The organism is Dyella sp. (assembly GCF_036384435.1).
Classification (GTDB): Bacteria; Pseudomonadota; Gammaproteobacteria; order Xanthomonadales; family Rhodanobacteraceae; genus GSA-30.
The window spans coordinates 1-14,576 of sequence record NZ_DASVMI010000185.1 but is presented as its reverse complement, the minus strand read 5'-3'; the positions used below and the strand labels follow the sequence as shown (position 1 = coordinate 14,576).

General features: G+C 63.1%; 18 protein-coding genes. 14 read left to right on the top strand and 4 right to left on the bottom strand.

Annotated features, from left to right (window positions below):
- The first annotated feature begins 191 nt into the window (after positions 1-191).
- From VF436_RS19915 to VF436_RS19895, 5 genes are all read left to right on the top strand, one after another.
- The gene (locus tag VF436_RS19915; protein WP_330905798.1) at positions 192-512 is read left to right on the top strand and encodes a plasmid mobilization protein; all 321 of its coding nucleotides are present in this window, start codon (positions 192-194) and stop codon (positions 510-512) included.
- The gene (gene traI, locus VF436_RS19910) at positions 509-2,374 is read left to right on the top strand and encodes a TraI/MobA(P) family conjugative relaxase (RefSeq protein ID WP_330905797.1); all 1,866 of its coding nucleotides are present in this window, start codon (positions 509-511) and stop codon (positions 2,372-2,374) included. The genes VF436_RS19915 and traI overlap by 4 nt, the downstream gene beginning before the upstream one ends.
- A gap of 133 nt (positions 2,375-2,507) precedes the next feature.
- A complete protein-coding gene (locus VF436_RS19905; RefSeq protein WP_330905796.1) occupies positions 2,508-3,050 on the top strand; it encodes a hypothetical protein in 543 nt (180 codons plus the stop codon).
- Positions 3,040-3,858: a hypothetical protein gene (locus VF436_RS19900; RefSeq protein WP_330905795.1), complete on the top strand. Its 819-nt coding sequence runs from the start codon at positions 3,040-3,042 to the stop codon at positions 3,856-3,858. Before VF436_RS19905 ends, VF436_RS19900 begins: the two co-directional genes overlap by 11 nt.
- A 14-nt stretch (positions 3,859-3,872) precedes the next feature.
- Positions 3,873-6,098 carry a DotA/TraY family protein gene (locus tag VF436_RS19895; RefSeq protein WP_330905794.1) on the top strand — a complete coding sequence of 742 codons (2,226 nt, stop codon included), beginning with the start codon at positions 3,873-3,875 and terminating at the stop codon, positions 6,096-6,098.
- A 270-nt stretch (positions 6,099-6,368) separates the two neighbouring features.
- Here the strand turns inward: VF436_RS19895 and VF436_RS19890 are convergent, their stop codons facing one another.
- The 3 genes from VF436_RS19890 to VF436_RS19880 form a co-directional block, all read right to left on the bottom strand.
- Positions 6,369-6,872 (bottom strand): hypothetical protein, encoded by a 504-nt coding sequence (locus VF436_RS19890; RefSeq protein ID WP_330905793.1) that lies wholly within the window; start codon positions 6,870-6,872, stop codon positions 6,369-6,371.
- 81 nt (positions 6,873-6,953) lie between these two features.
- On the bottom strand, positions 6,954-7,238 hold the full coding sequence (locus VF436_RS19885) for a hypothetical protein (RefSeq protein WP_330905792.1): 285 nt from the start codon (positions 7,236-7,238) through the stop codon (positions 6,954-6,956).
- Positions 7,235-7,861 (bottom strand): ParA family protein, encoded by a 627-nt coding sequence (locus VF436_RS19880; RefSeq protein ID WP_330905791.1) that lies wholly within the window; start codon positions 7,859-7,861, stop codon positions 7,235-7,237. Before VF436_RS19880 ends, VF436_RS19885 begins: the two co-directional genes overlap by 4 nt.
- Before the next feature lie 163 nt (positions 7,862-8,024).
- Between VF436_RS19880 and VF436_RS19875 the strand changes: the two genes are divergently transcribed.
- The 9 genes from VF436_RS19875 (at position 8,025) to VF436_RS19835 (ending at position 12,919) form a co-directional block, all read left to right on the top strand.
- On the top strand, positions 8,025-8,327 hold the full coding sequence (locus VF436_RS19875) for a hypothetical protein (RefSeq protein WP_330905790.1): 303 nt from the start codon (positions 8,025-8,027) through the stop codon (positions 8,325-8,327).
- On the top strand, positions 8,321-8,641 hold the full coding sequence (locus tag VF436_RS19870) for a hypothetical protein (protein ID WP_330905789.1): 321 nt from the start codon (positions 8,321-8,323) through the stop codon (positions 8,639-8,641). Before VF436_RS19875 ends, VF436_RS19870 begins: the two co-directional genes overlap by 7 nt.
- Before the next feature lie 239 nt (positions 8,642-8,880).
- A complete protein-coding gene (locus VF436_RS19865; RefSeq protein WP_330905788.1) occupies positions 8,881-9,222 on the top strand; it encodes a hypothetical protein in 342 nt (113 codons plus the stop codon).
- A 12-nt stretch (positions 9,223-9,234) separates the two neighbouring features.
- Positions 9,235-9,456, top strand: a complete 222-nt coding sequence (locus VF436_RS19860) for a hypothetical protein (protein ID WP_330905787.1) — start codon at positions 9,235-9,237, stop codon at positions 9,454-9,456.
- Between the two features lie 23 nt (positions 9,457-9,479).
- A complete protein-coding gene (locus VF436_RS19855; protein ID WP_330905786.1) occupies positions 9,480-9,956 on the top strand; it encodes a hypothetical protein in 477 nt (158 codons plus the stop codon).
- Positions 9,957-10,232: 276 nt separating this feature from the next.
- Positions 10,233-10,727 carry a helix-turn-helix domain-containing protein gene (locus VF436_RS19850; RefSeq protein ID WP_330905785.1) on the top strand — a complete coding sequence of 165 codons (495 nt, stop codon included), beginning with the start codon at positions 10,233-10,235 and terminating at the stop codon, positions 10,725-10,727.
- 2 nt (positions 10,728-10,729) lie between these two features.
- The gene (locus VF436_RS19845; RefSeq protein WP_330905784.1) at positions 10,730-11,311 is read left to right on the top strand and encodes a hypothetical protein; all 582 of its coding nucleotides are present in this window, start codon (positions 10,730-10,732) and stop codon (positions 11,309-11,311) included.
- A gap of 319 nt (positions 11,312-11,630) precedes the next feature.
- A complete protein-coding gene (locus VF436_RS19840) occupies positions 11,631-11,918 on the top strand; it encodes a hypothetical protein (protein ID WP_330905783.1) in 288 nt (95 codons plus the stop codon).
- Positions 11,919-12,106: 188 nt separating this feature from the next.
- Complete coding sequence (locus VF436_RS19835; protein WP_330905782.1) at positions 12,107-12,919, top strand: hypothetical protein; 813 nt, start codon at positions 12,107-12,109, stop codon at positions 12,917-12,919.
- Between the two features lie 561 nt (positions 12,920-13,480).
- On the opposite strand, the gene VF436_RS19830 is transcribed toward VF436_RS19835, so the two are convergent.
- A partial coding sequence (locus VF436_RS19830; protein WP_330905781.1) for a Y-family DNA polymerase occupies positions 13,481-14,576 on the bottom strand: 1,096 nt, incomplete at its 5' end.

Sequence of the window (14,576 nt, the reverse complement as noted above, 5' to 3'; positions counted from 1 at the left end):
GTTGTCAATGTTTCAGCGCTAGCCTCGAAGCTAAGCGAAGCGGAGAGATGGGACAGGGTAGGGTTTGTGATACCGCCACCTAAAGGTGGCGGATCACAACCGGCGCGTTCCAGTCGTTTCACTCCCTACTCTTTGCCTACCTCCCTGCTCAGGGCTCCGCCCCGAGACCCTTCAAGCCCCAAGGCGCCACGATGAGCACCAGCGAATCACGTCAGAAAACCCGGTCGATGGCTGTCCGCTGGGCGCCCGATGAACTCGACGAAGTGCAGGAACGAGCTGCGCTCGCCGGCGCGACGTTCGCGGAGTTCGTACGGGCGTCGGCCTTGGGTAAGCGTGTCGTGGGCCGTGACGTCCGCATCCTCATCAACGAGCTGCGTCGACTGGGCGGTCTGCAGAAGCACCTGGCGCAGCGGCATGGGGGTCGCACTGGCGCTTGGGCGAAGGAATACGAGGAGCTCTTCCGGGCGCTGCACGAGGCTGTTCGACGGTCGGAAAAGGCGCTGGTTCCGTGATCGGCAAGGTGGCTGACCACCGCCGAGACGGGCGCAGTTCATTCCGTACCTTGCTGCGCTACCTGGTGGAGCGAGAGGACGACGGCGAAGACGTTTGGGCGGCGGCGGATATGCCGGCGGCGCCGATGTACGACGAAGGACCCTGTCGGGCACGCGTGGGTGCGGTGAGTTGCGAGACTTCCTGCCTCGCCTTGGATACTGCGGCCGCCGAAATGGACGGCTCGGCGGCAATGAATCGGCGCGTGAAAGACCCGGTGTATCACTTCGTCGTGTCCTGGCCGGCCGACGAGAAGCCCGGCGACGACGAGGCATTCGGAGCTGCACGGCACGCGCTGGATCGGTTGGGGATGTCCGACCATCAGTACGTTGCCGCGATCCACCGCGACACTGACAACGTGCATGTCCACGTCATGGTGAACCGGGTACACCCGGAGACCTACAAGGTGCAGGACGTCAGCCGCGATTACTTCGCGCTCGATCGCGCGATGCGCGAATGCGAGCTCCGCTACGGCCGCAAGCACGACAACGGCCCGACTGCTGTCGCCGAGCACAACGGTGAGAAGGTTGTGGTTTGGGCCAGCGAGTTGGCCCACGCACAAGGCAAGCGACCGTCTAAGGCTCGGGACATGGAGCGGTGGAGCGGCACGGAGTCGTTCCATCGCTACCTGCAGGGGGCGCCGCGGAAAACCGTCGTGCGCCTCCTGAAAGATCCTGACCTTTCTTGGGACACGCTGCATCGCGAGCTGGCCAAGCATGGCTTGGAGCTGCGCCCCAAGGGCCGCGGACTGGCCATGTATGTGCATGGCCAAGACGTCACCCCCGTGAAGGCTTCTGACGTCCATGAAGAGCTTTCCGCAGCAAGGCTGGCCAAGCGACTCGGTGAGTACCAGGCGCCCAACGCAGCGCTGGCCTACGGAGCGGTATTCAACTACCGGCGCGGGCGGGAGCTTCCGGCAGGTGAGCTGCCTAGCCACGATGCTCCGCCTGCTGATGAACAGGCACGTCGCGAAGAGATTCGCCGGCGGGAGGTTCGTCGGGCCGAAAGAGCCGCCGCCAGGGAAGCGCTGCGCCGTGCCTATCAGGTGTACCGAAAGAAGCATGTTGCACAGCGCCTCGATCCAGCAGAGGCGAAAAGGCGCTATGCAGCGCTGGTCAGCGAGAACCAAAAGGTTCGCGCGCAGATTCGTGGCTCGATGCTACCGAGCGCAGAGCGGAAGGTCCGATACAGCTTGGCGGCCTTGGAAGCGGCCAAGCAGCGAGCGGCTCTCCGGTGCGAGCTGGCAGCGGAGCGGCAGCGGTTGCGCGACGATCCCGCCAACCGTCACCGCACCTATCGGGAGTGGGTGGCCGAGCGTGCTGAAGCCGGCGAAGAGGCGGCGGTTGCACAGCTTCGCGGGTGGGCCTATGCCGACAAGAGGCATGCGAAGCACCTGCATGGGCTGGAGGATCGCACCGACCATGCGGGGTTCTCGCCAGTGGACACCGTACCGCCTCGCGACCTTGTGGTGCTGGATCGCGTGGCCGCCCACCGCGTCATGCGGGACGGCTCGGTGCATTACCGGGTCGGTGGCCATGACGCGTTCACGGACTATGGTCGCGTGATGCGGATGGACAGGGACAACGACCTCGATGCCGACAAGATCGTCGCCATGCTGGTGGTCGCCCGCGAGAAGTTCGGCAACCGCTTTGCCCTCACTGGAACGCCCGCCTTCAGGGAGGCAGCCATGCAGGCGATCGCCCAGCATCACCTACCGATCGAGCTCAAGGACGCCAGCGACGCTGCGAGGCTGCGGCAGCTTCGCGAAGAGCAGGCACCGACACGGCGGCCTGGCAACGTCCCGGTGGGGCCAAAGAATGGGTGACGTCGAGACTGGCATTTTTCCGTAACGTGTACACGATACGGAAAACAACCCATTGAAAACATTGATGTTTTGTATTGCGTACACGATGCGGACGGCGTAATGTCCACTTGTCATTTCGGACAGGGGCGCCATCGTGAAATCAACGCATGAATCAACATTTTTCGGCGCTTGGCAAAACGCCCGCGCCCGCCAGTTGGTTGGCTTCGCTGGGATGGTTGCTGGTGTAGCCGGGATGGCGTATGCGCTCCTAAGTGGGCATGCCGTGGCGATCCCCGCAGCTTTGTTGATTGCGGTACTCGCCGGCGAAGCGTCGACGTTAGCCAGCGTCCAGCTCCAACGGCTGCAGGATGGCCAGGCGGAGCCCACAGCCAAAGTTTCGCCGCTGGATCTGGAACCCGGCTTTGGCCTCTCGGTAGAACAGCGCCGTTATCGATCGTGGCTTTGGGCGAAACGCTGCTCACAAGTCGTCATGGTCGGCGTGATCGTGCACGCACTGCGAAACCCGGACACGATGACCGTGATGGGAGCCGTGCTCTGGCTGGCCATCATTCTTGGCGTGATCATGGAACAGCATCTTGTACGGCTGCGGCCTGCACTTGGCCTACGGTCTGCCGGGCTCGCGGATCTTGAACTCGGTGCATGCATCCTGTCGCAGGGAGGCAATCATGGCCGCTAACCCTCAACCGTCGCGTGGCAAGGCTGCGGCGCGCTTGGCACGCGACGTTCTGGTGCCGAGTTGGCGTCCGATGCGCCGTACCGTGCAACTGCTGCGCGAGGAAAGCGTGCGCACGGTCGAATCAGCCGGTCGCATCAAGGATATGGCCCGCGAAGTAGGTCGGTTGTTGAAGAAACCGGCGGTATCCGAGTGCAACGGCGAACTTCCGTTCGAAATTCGGCTGGCCAGGTTGAAGAGCGATCGAGCGGCGTGGTTGGGTCAGTACCTACGCTTTCTCGCTCGCAAGCGTGTGGCTGTATTGATGGGCTGTATCTTCGCGGCCTTCGGGGCCTACGGCTTGGCCTTGGGTGCTTACGGCGGTCTGGTCACCATGCTGGTGGGTGGTGGCCTCTGCGCAGAACTGGCTTGGCTGGCCGAGTTTCGGCTATGGCAGCTTCGCGGTTCGTTCGAAGCTGGCCAGCTCGCTGACCTGCAGAGCTTCAAGTGTGATCCTGGTGCGTGGCGAGGTGCCGCGCGTCTTGAGCTGGGTTATGGCCTTACACCGCCCATGCGGCATTACCGGTGCTGGCTTTGGGCGAAGCGGCTCGGACTCGCTGTGATGCTGACGGGGGCGCTGGTTGGTTTGACCCTAGCGATCAAGGGGCTCTCTGGCGTTCATTCGGCGATTGCCTGTGCTGGCCTTGGGTTGACGCTTGCGCTGGGCATCGAGGCGCGCCTGACGACGTTGAGGACGGTCCTGGGGCGCAGCTCTTCTTGGTTCACAACGCTTAGCTTCGAGATCGGCGCCGGTTACGAGGGGGATGCATGATGACTGGACGGATCATGTCCCGAGCACTGCTCGCGGTCTTCCTTCTGCTCACGGTCGCGCCTTCGGCAGTGATGGCACAAGCCGCCCCCGACGGCGGCAATAGCGGTATGGGCGCCGTCGCCGAGGCGGCCAAGCGGCCGGACGATCAAAGCCGGAAAGCGCTGGTCACGATCTTTGGCCCTGTGGTCAACAATCCCTTGGCGGTCAGTGATGGTTCCGGCGGTGGGGAAACGCTGCTTGCCGTCGTGTTCACACGCCTAAATTTCGCGCTGCTGTCGATCGCCGGTGTATTGCTTGGCTGGGGCGTCTTTCGCCGAGTGGCCAACACGGCCAGGCAGGGGACCGTCTTCGATCAGGCCGGTGGTCACCTATGGGGGCCGCTGCGCATGGTGTGGGGACTTTCGGCTGTCATTCCTACTGCTAACGGCTGGTCGATGGCCCAGTTGGTGATGCTGTGGGCCGCGTCGGTGATGGGTATCGGTTCTGCCAACCTGGTTGTGGACGCGGCAGCCACTGCGCTTCAGAACGGCACTCCGTTGGTGGCGACGCCGGTTCTTCCACAGAGCTCTGCGACTGCGCGGCAACTCTTCGAAGCCGACTTGTGCATGCACGGCATCAACTACGGCTTGGCGTCGGCCGGAAACGCTGGCGGCCTGGTCGATCCCTCGGAGTACGTCAGCCAGGTCGCATTGCCGGACGGCTCGGGGTTCGTTCTCACCGATGCACATCACACCTATTCCTGCGGTGGGGCGACGATCGACGCAACGAAGCTTCAGCCGCAACAGGTCTCCACCAACCTGACGAACTTGGCTTCGTTCGATGTGTCGAAGGTGTACCAGGCGCACAAGAGTGCGTTGATCGCCATGCAGCAGACGCTAGACCCTGCCGCCAAAGCCTACGTGCAGGCGATCATTCAGCGGCAGCATGGCCAGAACAGCGCCGTTCCTGATCCCGAAGTCGCAATTCAGTCAGCGGCTTCCGCCTACGAAAACACCGTGCAAGCTCAAGTTGGCGAGATGCAGGGGGACATGCGGGCGTTGTCGACCAAGGTAGTGGATAACCTCAAGACCGAAGGCTGGTGGATGCTCGGGTCGTGGTACCAGACCTTTGCCGTGGCCAACACCAAGCTGAGTGATGCGATTTCTTCCCAAGCCGTGGTGCAAGCTCCGTCGTTGATGGGCGCTTCGGGGCCATCGGACGTCTGGCAGACCGCGTTGTCTGCATTCCACGCGCAGGAAGCGAACTCCACCGCCGCAACGCCGCAGGGACAGAGTCCTTCGGGGCCGCGTGCCGCGAATTCGGCCGGAGGTACGGCCAGCGCCCTGTTCGCGTCCGTGTTCGCGCCAGGTCAGAAGTTTCTTGGAGCAATGACCCATTGGGGCTATGGGTCAACCGAACGTGGCCAGGTGAATCCGCTCATTCAGTTGAAGAACATGGGTGACTACACCATCGGAGCCGCGGAGGCGGCGCTCGGCGTAGTGGTCGGGCTCGAAGTCGTCAATCAGATGAAGAGTGGGTTTTCATGGATTGGACTTGCAGCTCGAGTCGGCAACCTCGTAACGGGGCTTGGTGACGCGTACTCAGGCGCGCTGAAAGTCATCTACCCCTACCTGATGATCGTGATCGGCGCGCTGTTCCTGTTTGGCCTGACCCTCTCGGTGTATATCCCGATGGTGCCGTTCATTACTTGGTTCGGCGGCGTGGTCAACTGGCTGGTCGCGGTAGCCGAGGGTGTCATCGCGGCGAGCCTTTGGGCTATTGCCCATCTGTTGTCGGATGGCGAAGGGGTCGGCGGGAGAGCGCTACACGGATATTTCTATCTGCTCAACATGATCACTCGTCCCCTGCTGATGGTGGCCGGGTTCTTCGCCGGCGGCGTCATCATGGTGGCTGCGGGAACATTCCTGGCCGAAGGCTTCTCAGTGGCCGTTGCCAATGCACAGTTCGACTCGATCACGGGCGTTTTCTCGATCTTGGCTTTCTACTGGATCTTCGTCCAACTCAGCCTCACGCTCGTACATAGCAGCTTCAACCTGATCTTGCTTGTGCCGGATCGCGTTATTGCCTGGCTCGGTGGCGCGACGCCGATGCAGCTCGGCACGGACACGAATCAGCAGGCTCGCCACGGGTTTGATGCGGGTCGAGAAAAAGCCGGGTCCACGCATGGCCGCGGTTCGGATCGAGCTGGAAGGAACAAAGAACCAAAGCTAGCAGGTAGTGAAAATGGCGCGCAGCCCTAAAAGAAATGGACCGAACGGCAAGAGCGAAACTCACGGCAACCGTGGTTTGGCAGACGTGAGGCGCGAGGCAGCCTCGGCTTCCATATGCTCGGGACGGCTAGCGGTAGAGATTCAGCAGTCCGTGCTGGACCCACGTTCGAGCGTTCCACACGACGAAGTGATGGCTAGGATGGATGACCGCATAGCGCGGTACAGCGCCGCCGAAAAGAAGCACACATGAGCGTTGCTTGCGCCGTGTGCCTGAAGCCGCCTCTCGCAAGAGAGGTGGCTTCAGGCATTTGGTTGGTTGAGGACGATCTGAATCTTGGCCAGCCAGAGATCGGCTTCCCGCGGAGGAACCATGAGCGAAATCAGCGGTTGCTCAAGTCGATGAGTGCGAATGTCGATGAAGCTATCGACGTGACGTTGCACTCGAGTGGCACCTACCAGTTCGCTGATCGCGAACTCGTAAGGTTGCTTTTCGTTGGATTTGAGGAACACCGCCCTTCCCTGCGGACGCGAGAACCCAGCGTAGCTCCACGGAACCACTAGCTCGCAATCGGGGGTAAAGCCTTCACGCTTCATGACCTCGATACGAGGAAGGAAGTGTTTGGTTCCAAACTTCGCCAGTTTGAACAGTGCGGCTCCGAAGAGCAGATAGCCAACGCCAGCCGATATTGCGGCTAAGCGGACAAGATGATCTTCCGACCCATCGATGACGAACAGCATCCAGGCAACAACCGGGGACGCCAGGCACCAAAGGCCGAACAAGAGCTGGAACAGCGCGCGGGACATGGGGCTCTCCTATCACCAGGTGAGGCCATAGTACACGCATTAAAGAAACATAGCAACACATATTGCAATGTTGCAATGTTTCTATATCTCAACATCCCTTGATTCGAGGAACTGCCGAAGCGCGAACTCGATCAGGTCGGATTCCGTGACGCGCCTCCCCTGAGCCTGCGTGTCTTCGAACGCCAAGCGCTTGATGGCCAGATCAATCGAATGCGCCACCCGGATGGACTTTACGATCCGCTGTTCGGGCTTGGCCGCCGGCGTTGGAGCCGGTTGTGATGCCGGCTTGGTATGGCTTGGGGTTTCGGCTGCGGCCGTCTCCCCTGCCCGCATGAATTCGTCGATGTTCGTGGGCTTGGGCTTCACTTGGTGATCTCCTCAAAAAGCTCCTGCATTTCTTTGATGGCCAGCGGGTCGCGGCCGATCTCGGCAACCGTCGCGCCTTCGCCGATGGCCCGGCGGTAGGCCACGCGCTCGCAGATCCGCGCGTCGAATACATCCAATTTGTTCTCGCGGAGGTACTCCAGCATCTCCCCTGTATCGCGAGTTCTGGGGTCGATCCGCATCAGCAGCACCCGGATGCGGAGGTCGCGGTTGTAGTCCTGAGCCAGCGAAGCGATTTCCAGCAGGTCGGTCATGGCCGCGGCGTCGAGGTTACTTGCGCCGACGGGGACGACGGCCAAGTCGGCCAGAAGAAGCGCGCCGCGGAGACTGGCCGAATCACGGCCACCAGCATCGACGACAGTGTGGGAGAAGTTTGGCGTGAGGTGCCGGCCTTCGTCGTAGACGGCTTTCCCGGTGAGCACCGTAGTAGTTGGGTTTGGTGAACGGCTGGCATCACGCCGCCACGCGGCCCAGCTCACGGCCGACCCTTGGGGGTCGCCGTCGATCATCAAGGTAGGGGCTTGCGCTGCAAGCATGGCTGCCAGGTGGACGGCGATGGTCGACTTGCCAACCCCGCCCTTGGTGTTCACGACGCCGATTTTCATGGTGCCTCCTCAAGGCCGTAAGAATGCCACATGGCTATGTGGCTACACGCATAGCATGCCTTACAGAATTCAATATGGCAACAAGGCAATATTGCAGTATTGCAATGTTGCAATATGGAAAGGATGCGCTCATACTGGCCCTGCCAGGAACAAGGAGCGCGTGATGAACAACTCTCGGGTGGGCCGGGTCGTAACCAGCCATCGCGGTCAGATAGCCAGCGTGCCGCTGCTGAAGCAGCCGGGCCTTTCGCTGGTGCTGGCCCCTGGGCCGTTCCGTCGAACCCTCATGGGGTACGTCCAAGACCTCGCAGGGCAGGCTGTGGTGTGCATCGAGGCATCGCGGCGACACTGCTGCGTCCTGATCGACGAATTCGATGCAGGCGCGGCCGAGGTCACGATTGGGGCGGCGATGTTCCGCGTTGAAGCGACGCACATGCCGGTAATCCGGAGGGCTTTGCGATGCTGACCTCGAACGATCAGCCCTTGGCGATCGCATCGAAGCTGCTGACGCCGATGACCCTAGAGCATGTGCGCTGCCAGCCTTTCCACGCGCGAGGCTGGCGTATCCTCGATCGCTGGGCGCAGCAGTCGCCCGAAAGTCTCCGGTGTCTCGAAGGGAAGGGCTTGGTTGTGCTTCTGAATCGGCTGCTCGATCAGCAAGTGATAGAACACGCAGCGGTGATGGCAGCAATGGTTGCAGGCAGCTCACATCTGTCCGAGGGAGAGATTTTCGAGCTGGCCGGCGTGGCCACGGAGCTTGTGGCGGAGGCCGATCAATGAACCGAGAACGGGTGACAACGGAAGCCCATGCGAAGTTGGGCAGCTACTCGGATTGGCACAATGTCGCACCAATGGGCCACTGTCCTCGATGCAGGGGAGAGCACCTGCATTCGCGGGACTGCCCCGGCGGGCTGGAGGTGGAGTGCGACAGCGCGCTTTGCGGGTGGCGGGAGGTGTTTCCGCCCGACCACTTTGGGACGTGGCCGTTCAACAACCGAGTCGATCGTTAAGGAGTCGCCGTGGCAAACCAGCTTCCCCTACAGCTTCAGGTTCCCCCCGAGTTCGATGCGTTCTGTCGTGGCCACCAGCTCACCCCGTCGCAGGTGTTGGCCGCTTTCATGGCCGACTTGGCCGAGACGGCCGACAGCAACGGCAGCGACGAACGCCGGCTCGCGGAAGCGTGGTTTGATCGGGTGATCTGGCCGGAGCCGGAAGAAACGACGGGCCGCGTCTACCAGGCCGCGAGCGGGCAATGGTCGTGGGTCATCGAGCGCGGCGGCGAACCGCTGGCCAACGGGGCCGGCTACGCCACATCGGACGAAGCGCACGACGAGATGGAAGACCGTTTGGCCGACTACTGAGGGGGAACGCACATGGATCGACAGGACATCAACTACGGCGTGGACTTCGAGCGCGCCCGCGAACACCTCGACGCCGAAGCGGGCCGGCTGTTCCGGACCTATCTGGCCGCCAAGAAATCCGGCACGCCAGAGGACATCGAACAAGCCATTGCCGGCTATGAAGCAGCGCAGCGTCGCGCCCAGGCGCTGCGTCCGACTGACGATGCCGCGATCCGCGCCATACTGGAAGGCTGAGCACCCGAGCGAGGCAGTCGGGCATGAGCGAGTTGCTTTTCCTCGACACCGAGTGGGCGAATGACAGCCGCGACCTGGTGAGCCTGGCGCTGGTCAACGTCGATGGCTCTCGGGTGCTGTATGTGGAGCGCGACCCGCTGCCGACGAACCCTTCGCCATTCGTGTGTAGCGTGGTGTATCCGCTGCTGGATCGTGGCGCTGCGCTTCCCGATCGCGCATTGGCAGAAGCTTTGCGGGCCTACGTGGCGGCGAGTGACACGCCGCGCATCCACTTCGATTCGCCGTGGGACAAGGTTCTGTTGGGCCAGGCCATGAGCGAGTGGGGGCGGAACTTGGCAGGAATTCCATCGTTCGTGCCGGTGCTGATCGAGCGCAACGACGTGCGCGATGAAGTGGAGCTTTATTTCCAGAACAACCCGGCGCACTTGGCGCGGCGGCATCATGCCTTGGTGGATGCCGAAGCCTTGCGCCACGCCTTCGTTGTGGTCGTCGACCCATGACGGCGGTGTATCACTCACGCCAAGGTTACGGGGAGTTATTTTCGTCTCCCCGGTAGTAATCTCTGTCTCCGGGATGGAGCCACATTTGTCCCGGGGACATGGACGCCTGCGCCTCCCAAAGCAGACCCACGCCACCCAGGACAATCCATGCAGACCCTGTGAGCCAAGTACCCCGAGGATATATTCGGGGGGGACATTGGCGTCTCCGGGTGGCGTTTGACCGGGCGGCATCACTCCCCAAAATGGCCATACACACCACAGCCGGGGAGCACGGCGATGAAAAGCCAGGGAACGAAACCAGGGAGCAGCAGCCCCGAGCTGCGCACCAACGAGAAGAAATGGGGCAAGCCGCTCATGGAGGCCGGGTGGACGTTGCTGCCCAACGCGGTACTGGTTCGCCAGGCCGCGCTCGGGTTGACGTCGACCGACATGAACATCCTGCTGCACCTCATGGCCTACTGGTGGAAGGAGGCCGAGCTTCCGCACCCGTCGAAGGTCACGCTTGCCAAGTCCATCGGGGTCACCGCTCGCACAGTGCAGCGGCGCATTGCATCGATGGAGCGCTCTGGCTTCATCAAGCGTGTTCCGCGGAAGGGGCCGCACCGCGGCACGCAAACCAACCTGTACGACTTCAGCGGTCTGATCAAGGCGGCAACGCCCTACGCGAAGGAAATGCTGGAGGAGCGCGCCGAGAAGGCCAAAGAACAGGCAAAACGCGCGGCGCGCAAAGGACGGCCGAATCTCCGGCTGATCGACAAGGACGAGGACTGAACATGGCTGTGCATTGGGCCGCGGGGTTGATGCGGTGGCGCCCTCACCGGGGGCCGGATGGCGCGGCGTACCCGCTTCACCATCTGCACCCGCTTCGGTACGAGCTGAACTTGCCGGCCAAAGGCAAGTATCCCGCCCTCGATGTCGAGATCCGCGTGGGCTTCGCCCTGCACACGTTCACTCGCGGTGTTGATGCTGGCGACGGCCCCGCTTGGCGGTATGCGGATGATCGCGAGGTGCGCATCTTCGACCCGGTGCGCTATCAGTTGTCGAAATGCCTTCCCGACGTGGTGCGAACGCTCGATCGGCGGAAGTGCTACCACGCCAAGGCCAGAAACTTCCTGACGCTGGGGGAGCCGGACGGCCTTCCTGCAGGCCATGAGTACCAGGTCTTTTTCGACCTACGTCGGTGGACGTCGGTGGAAGAGCAGGGCGGACACCCGGTCATTCAGTTGATCGTGCAGAGCGCCTATGCGGCACCCTTGGATCAGGCACCTCGGGGACGTCGCCGGCAGCCGGTGGGGTTCAACGTGCTGGTCAGCGGCGTCGTCGCGGGACGAAAGCCCGGCCCCGGAAAGTACTGAGCCCAAAAAGCGAAACCCCACCAGTGGCGGGGCTTCGTAAGTCGGAATCTCTTGGGTATCCCACGCTTGGTGCGGACCCTTGCGGGCGGACGAACGCCGAGCCGACTGATCGCGTTCGTTAGTTAGGCTAACCCTAATACCCCGGAGTCGCAAGTGACTCGGGGTTCGCGTTGGGCACGGGACAGGTACGTCGCGGGAGTGCGCGCAATCTGACGTTATGTCGTATTGAAGGCCGCGACCCTATGGACACGCATACGCAAAACACGCAATATGCGTAAGCATGAATAGGGTTGCGCCATCGCGTACTGATGACTCGCTTGTGAGCGCCGAAACCGTGCGCGTCCTGGCTTCGTCTCAACAGCTCCGCGAGGTGGAGGTCTTGGCCACAGAGCAAGGCTTTGTGGCCAAGGTCAGGGCAGGGATGACTGATCGGTTGCTTCGCGCGGATCGTGGAGGGGCACGCACGTTCGCCCGGATCGACACCGCGGCGAAATACCTGCGAAGCTTGGGCGTGGGGCGGATCTCGGTGGATCTCTCGAACCTGCCGGTTCTTGCCCAGCGTGCATTGTTTGAAACCCGTGGCGGGCCGCGTCGACGCCAGGGCTAGAAAAACGAAACCCCCGTCCTGGCAGACGAGGGTTTTGTAGGAACCGGAAGGAACAACAACTACAGCCGGCTCGGTGAGATGAGCAAACTGTAGCCAGTTCCTCCCGGCGGTGCAACTCGGCCTGAAAAAGGCCGGCCAGGAGAGGACGAGGACATGCTTCACCCCAGCCCCGCCCCGAAGGCGGGGGGATGGCCTTAGCCACCAGCCCACGCCCCGCGGCGGGATCACCCCACCACGCCATCGCGTTCGCCTTGCCCACTGGGGTCAAGGTGCCGACCGTCATCGCCCATGCGGTGAATGCCATCGAGCACGCCAGGCGGGGCAGGGGGGCACTTGGTGCGCTGCTGAAATCCACCCCGCTGCTAAGGGGCGGCGAGCGGCAACGCGGAGTGCGTAGCGACCTGCTGACCAACATGTGCAGCGTGCTTGCCGCCGTGGTGGCCAAGGCCGACCTGCAGACGAACATTGCGGTGGCGGAATCCCCCACGCCGATGCCCAACGGTTCGCGCTGGCTCGCACCGCTCGCCTTCGCCCAAGTGACAAAGGTTGCCTTCGGTGGCGTGATCCCCGGCGAAGTCAGCCAGGCGCGCACGGAGCGCGCCGCCAAGCGTCTTGCAGCACTCGGGTTGATCGAGGTCACCCAGCAATCCACCCGACTGGACAATGGCGACATCCTCAACCTGCCGGCAGTGAAGGCGCTCACCGACCGGTTCTGGAAGGTGGTGCGGCTGTTCGACCTGGTGGTGAAGGTGCGTAAGGCACGGGACAAGGAAACCGTCCTGCAGAAGATGCAGGCCATCTTGGCCAACATCGCGCGCCGGCAAGGCAAGCATCGTGCCCAGGGCAACACCCCCAAGGCAGCGCCCCCGGCGTCGCACAGCGGCACGCCTGCGGCCAAGGCGGCCGCCGCGGCCTACGAGGCCCGAGCACGCGAAATGGGCCTCACGGGCGAGGCGCTGCAACGCTCGATCGACAGCTACATGAAGCGCTGGCGCGGGTAGTTCCGCCGGCGGTCCTCGCAAAATTCCCTGATTCCGGCCAGCCGGGCCATCGGCATGCCTCCGGCCTGACAAATAGCCTGTTTCATCGCGCGACGAGCTCGAATCCCGAGAGTTTGGAACCAGCCTGCCGGGCGAAACGATCACCTGGCGGCAGATCCTTGTGGATAACCCCTGCGGCACCTGGTGAGCAGGAAGCCTTAAGTGTCGTGTCGATACCGGGTTAAGTGTCGTCCTATTCCAAGAGCTATCTAAAAACCAAGAGCTGTAAAGCGATCGGCCTTCGCTTCGCTCTGTCTGGCCGGCGCTATTCGCCGGCAATGCCGGCGAGCGCACGGCCGCACACCGTTGCACCTCGCGCCTTCGGCGGTCGGTCGAGGTTCACCGAAACACCCAAAAAGCGGGTTTGGCGTGAAAAGGATTCGGCGGGGTGGAGGTCGAGGCACCAGGACCGCACAGGAACTCCGTGGCGCCCCGATTAGAGCCAGAGCGTCACCGTCTGGTGGTCATGGCCAGCTTGAGCGGTACGGGCCGCTGACAGCGGCATGGACGGTACGGAGGGCACTACCGCACCTCGCGCAGTTCGCTCCACCGCGTGCTGTAGGCCGGCGTTAGGTTGCCGCGGTGCATGGCCCAGCGGCGGACGCCCTGCATTCCGGCATTGCCCAGGCCAATGGTGCCGCGGCCCCAGCGCGCATTCGCGCGATCGAGCACGTCTAGCAGGCGCTCTCGCGGCGCCGTCGCGGGTGACGGCAGGCCGTCGAACAGGTCACCCTGCTCCACGGTCTTGTCGCGCAGGTCCAGCAGCATCACGCCCGATTTCACGTACCGATAGCCGCGCCGGTAGATTGTGCGAAGCACGCGTTGGGCGGCATAGGTGAGCGCGGCGACGTCATCGGTATGCACCGGCAGAGCCACCGTGGCGCTGGGGTAGTACTGCGCGTCCTGCGGGCGGAACCGGTTGGTCTCGATCCACACGCCGACGGCGCCGGCGACGCCACCCTGCAGGCGCAGCTTGCGCACCGCGCGGGCCATGAACTCCCGCACCGACTCGGCCAGCTCGTCCACGCCGTACACCGGCGCTCCGAAGCTGCGGCTGGCCACGATCTGCTGTTTCGGCTCCGGCTGGTCCAGGCCAAGGCACGGCTCGCCGCGCAGCTCGCGCACCGTGCGCTCCATCACCACGCCGAACTGCTCGTGGATCCGCTTGGGGTCGGCGGCGCGCAGCTGCGCCACCGTGAGCACACCCTGTTCACCCAGCCTCCGGCCGACGCGGTGGCCGACGCCCCACACCTCGGTCACCGCGATGTCGCCCATCAGCGCGTCGCGCGTCGCCGGCGCGGCCGCGGTGAAGTCGCACACGCTGTTCCACTCAGGTCGGCGCTTCGCGACGTGGTTGGCCAGCTTGGCCAGCGTCTTGGTTTCGCCGATGCCTACGCACACCGGCAAGCCGGTCCACTGGCGCACGCGCTCGCGGATGGCCTGGCCGGTGGTGGTCATGTCCAGCCGCGGCTGGTGGGTGAAGTCGAGGAAGGTCTCGTCGATCGAGTACACCTCCTGGTCTTCCGGCGGCACCCATTGGCCGATCAACCGCATGCACCGGGCCGACAGGTCGCCGTACAGCGTGTAGTTGCTGCTGAAGGCCACCACGTGGTGCTTA

What these genes read in the sequence shown, in the direction of transcription:
- VF436_RS19915 (WP_330905798.1), top strand. Translation starts at nt 192, where the DNA reads ATGAGCACCAGCGAATCACGTCAGAAAACCCGGTCGATGGCTGTCCGC.
- VF436_RS19900 (WP_330905795.1), top strand. Translation starts at nt 3,040, where the DNA reads ATGGCCGCTAACCCTCAACCGTCGCGTGGCAAGGCTGCGGCGCGCTTG.
- VF436_RS19895 (WP_330905794.1), top strand. Translation starts at nt 3,873, where the DNA reads ATGTCCCGAGCACTGCTCGCGGTCTTCCTTCTGCTCACGGTCGCGCCT.
- VF436_RS19890 (WP_330905793.1), bottom strand. Translation starts at nt 6,872, where the DNA reads ATGTCCCGCGCGCTGTTCCAGCTCTTGTTCGGCCTTTGGTGCCTGGCG.
- VF436_RS19880 (WP_330905791.1), bottom strand. Translation starts at nt 7,861, where the DNA reads ATGAAAATCGGCGTCGTGAACACCAAGGGCGGGGTTGGCAAGTCGACC.
- VF436_RS19875 (WP_330905790.1), top strand. Translation starts at nt 8,025, where the DNA reads ATGAACAACTCTCGGGTGGGCCGGGTCGTAACCAGCCATCGCGGTCAG.
- VF436_RS19870 (WP_330905789.1), top strand. Translation starts at nt 8,321, where the DNA reads ATGCTGACCTCGAACGATCAGCCCTTGGCGATCGCATCGAAGCTGCTG.
- VF436_RS19860 (WP_330905787.1), top strand. Translation starts at nt 9,235, where the DNA reads ATGGATCGACAGGACATCAACTACGGCGTGGACTTCGAGCGCGCCCGC.
- VF436_RS19855 (WP_330905786.1), top strand. Translation starts at nt 9,480, where the DNA reads ATGAGCGAGTTGCTTTTCCTCGACACCGAGTGGGCGAATGACAGCCGC.
- VF436_RS19850 (WP_330905785.1), top strand. Translation starts at nt 10,233, where the DNA reads ATGAAAAGCCAGGGAACGAAACCAGGGAGCAGCAGCCCCGAGCTGCGC.
- VF436_RS19845 (WP_330905784.1), top strand. Translation starts at nt 10,730, where the DNA reads ATGGCTGTGCATTGGGCCGCGGGGTTGATGCGGTGGCGCCCTCACCGG.
- VF436_RS19835 (WP_330905782.1), top strand. Translation starts at nt 12,107, where the DNA reads ATGGCCTTAGCCACCAGCCCACGCCCCGCGGCGGGATCACCCCACCAC.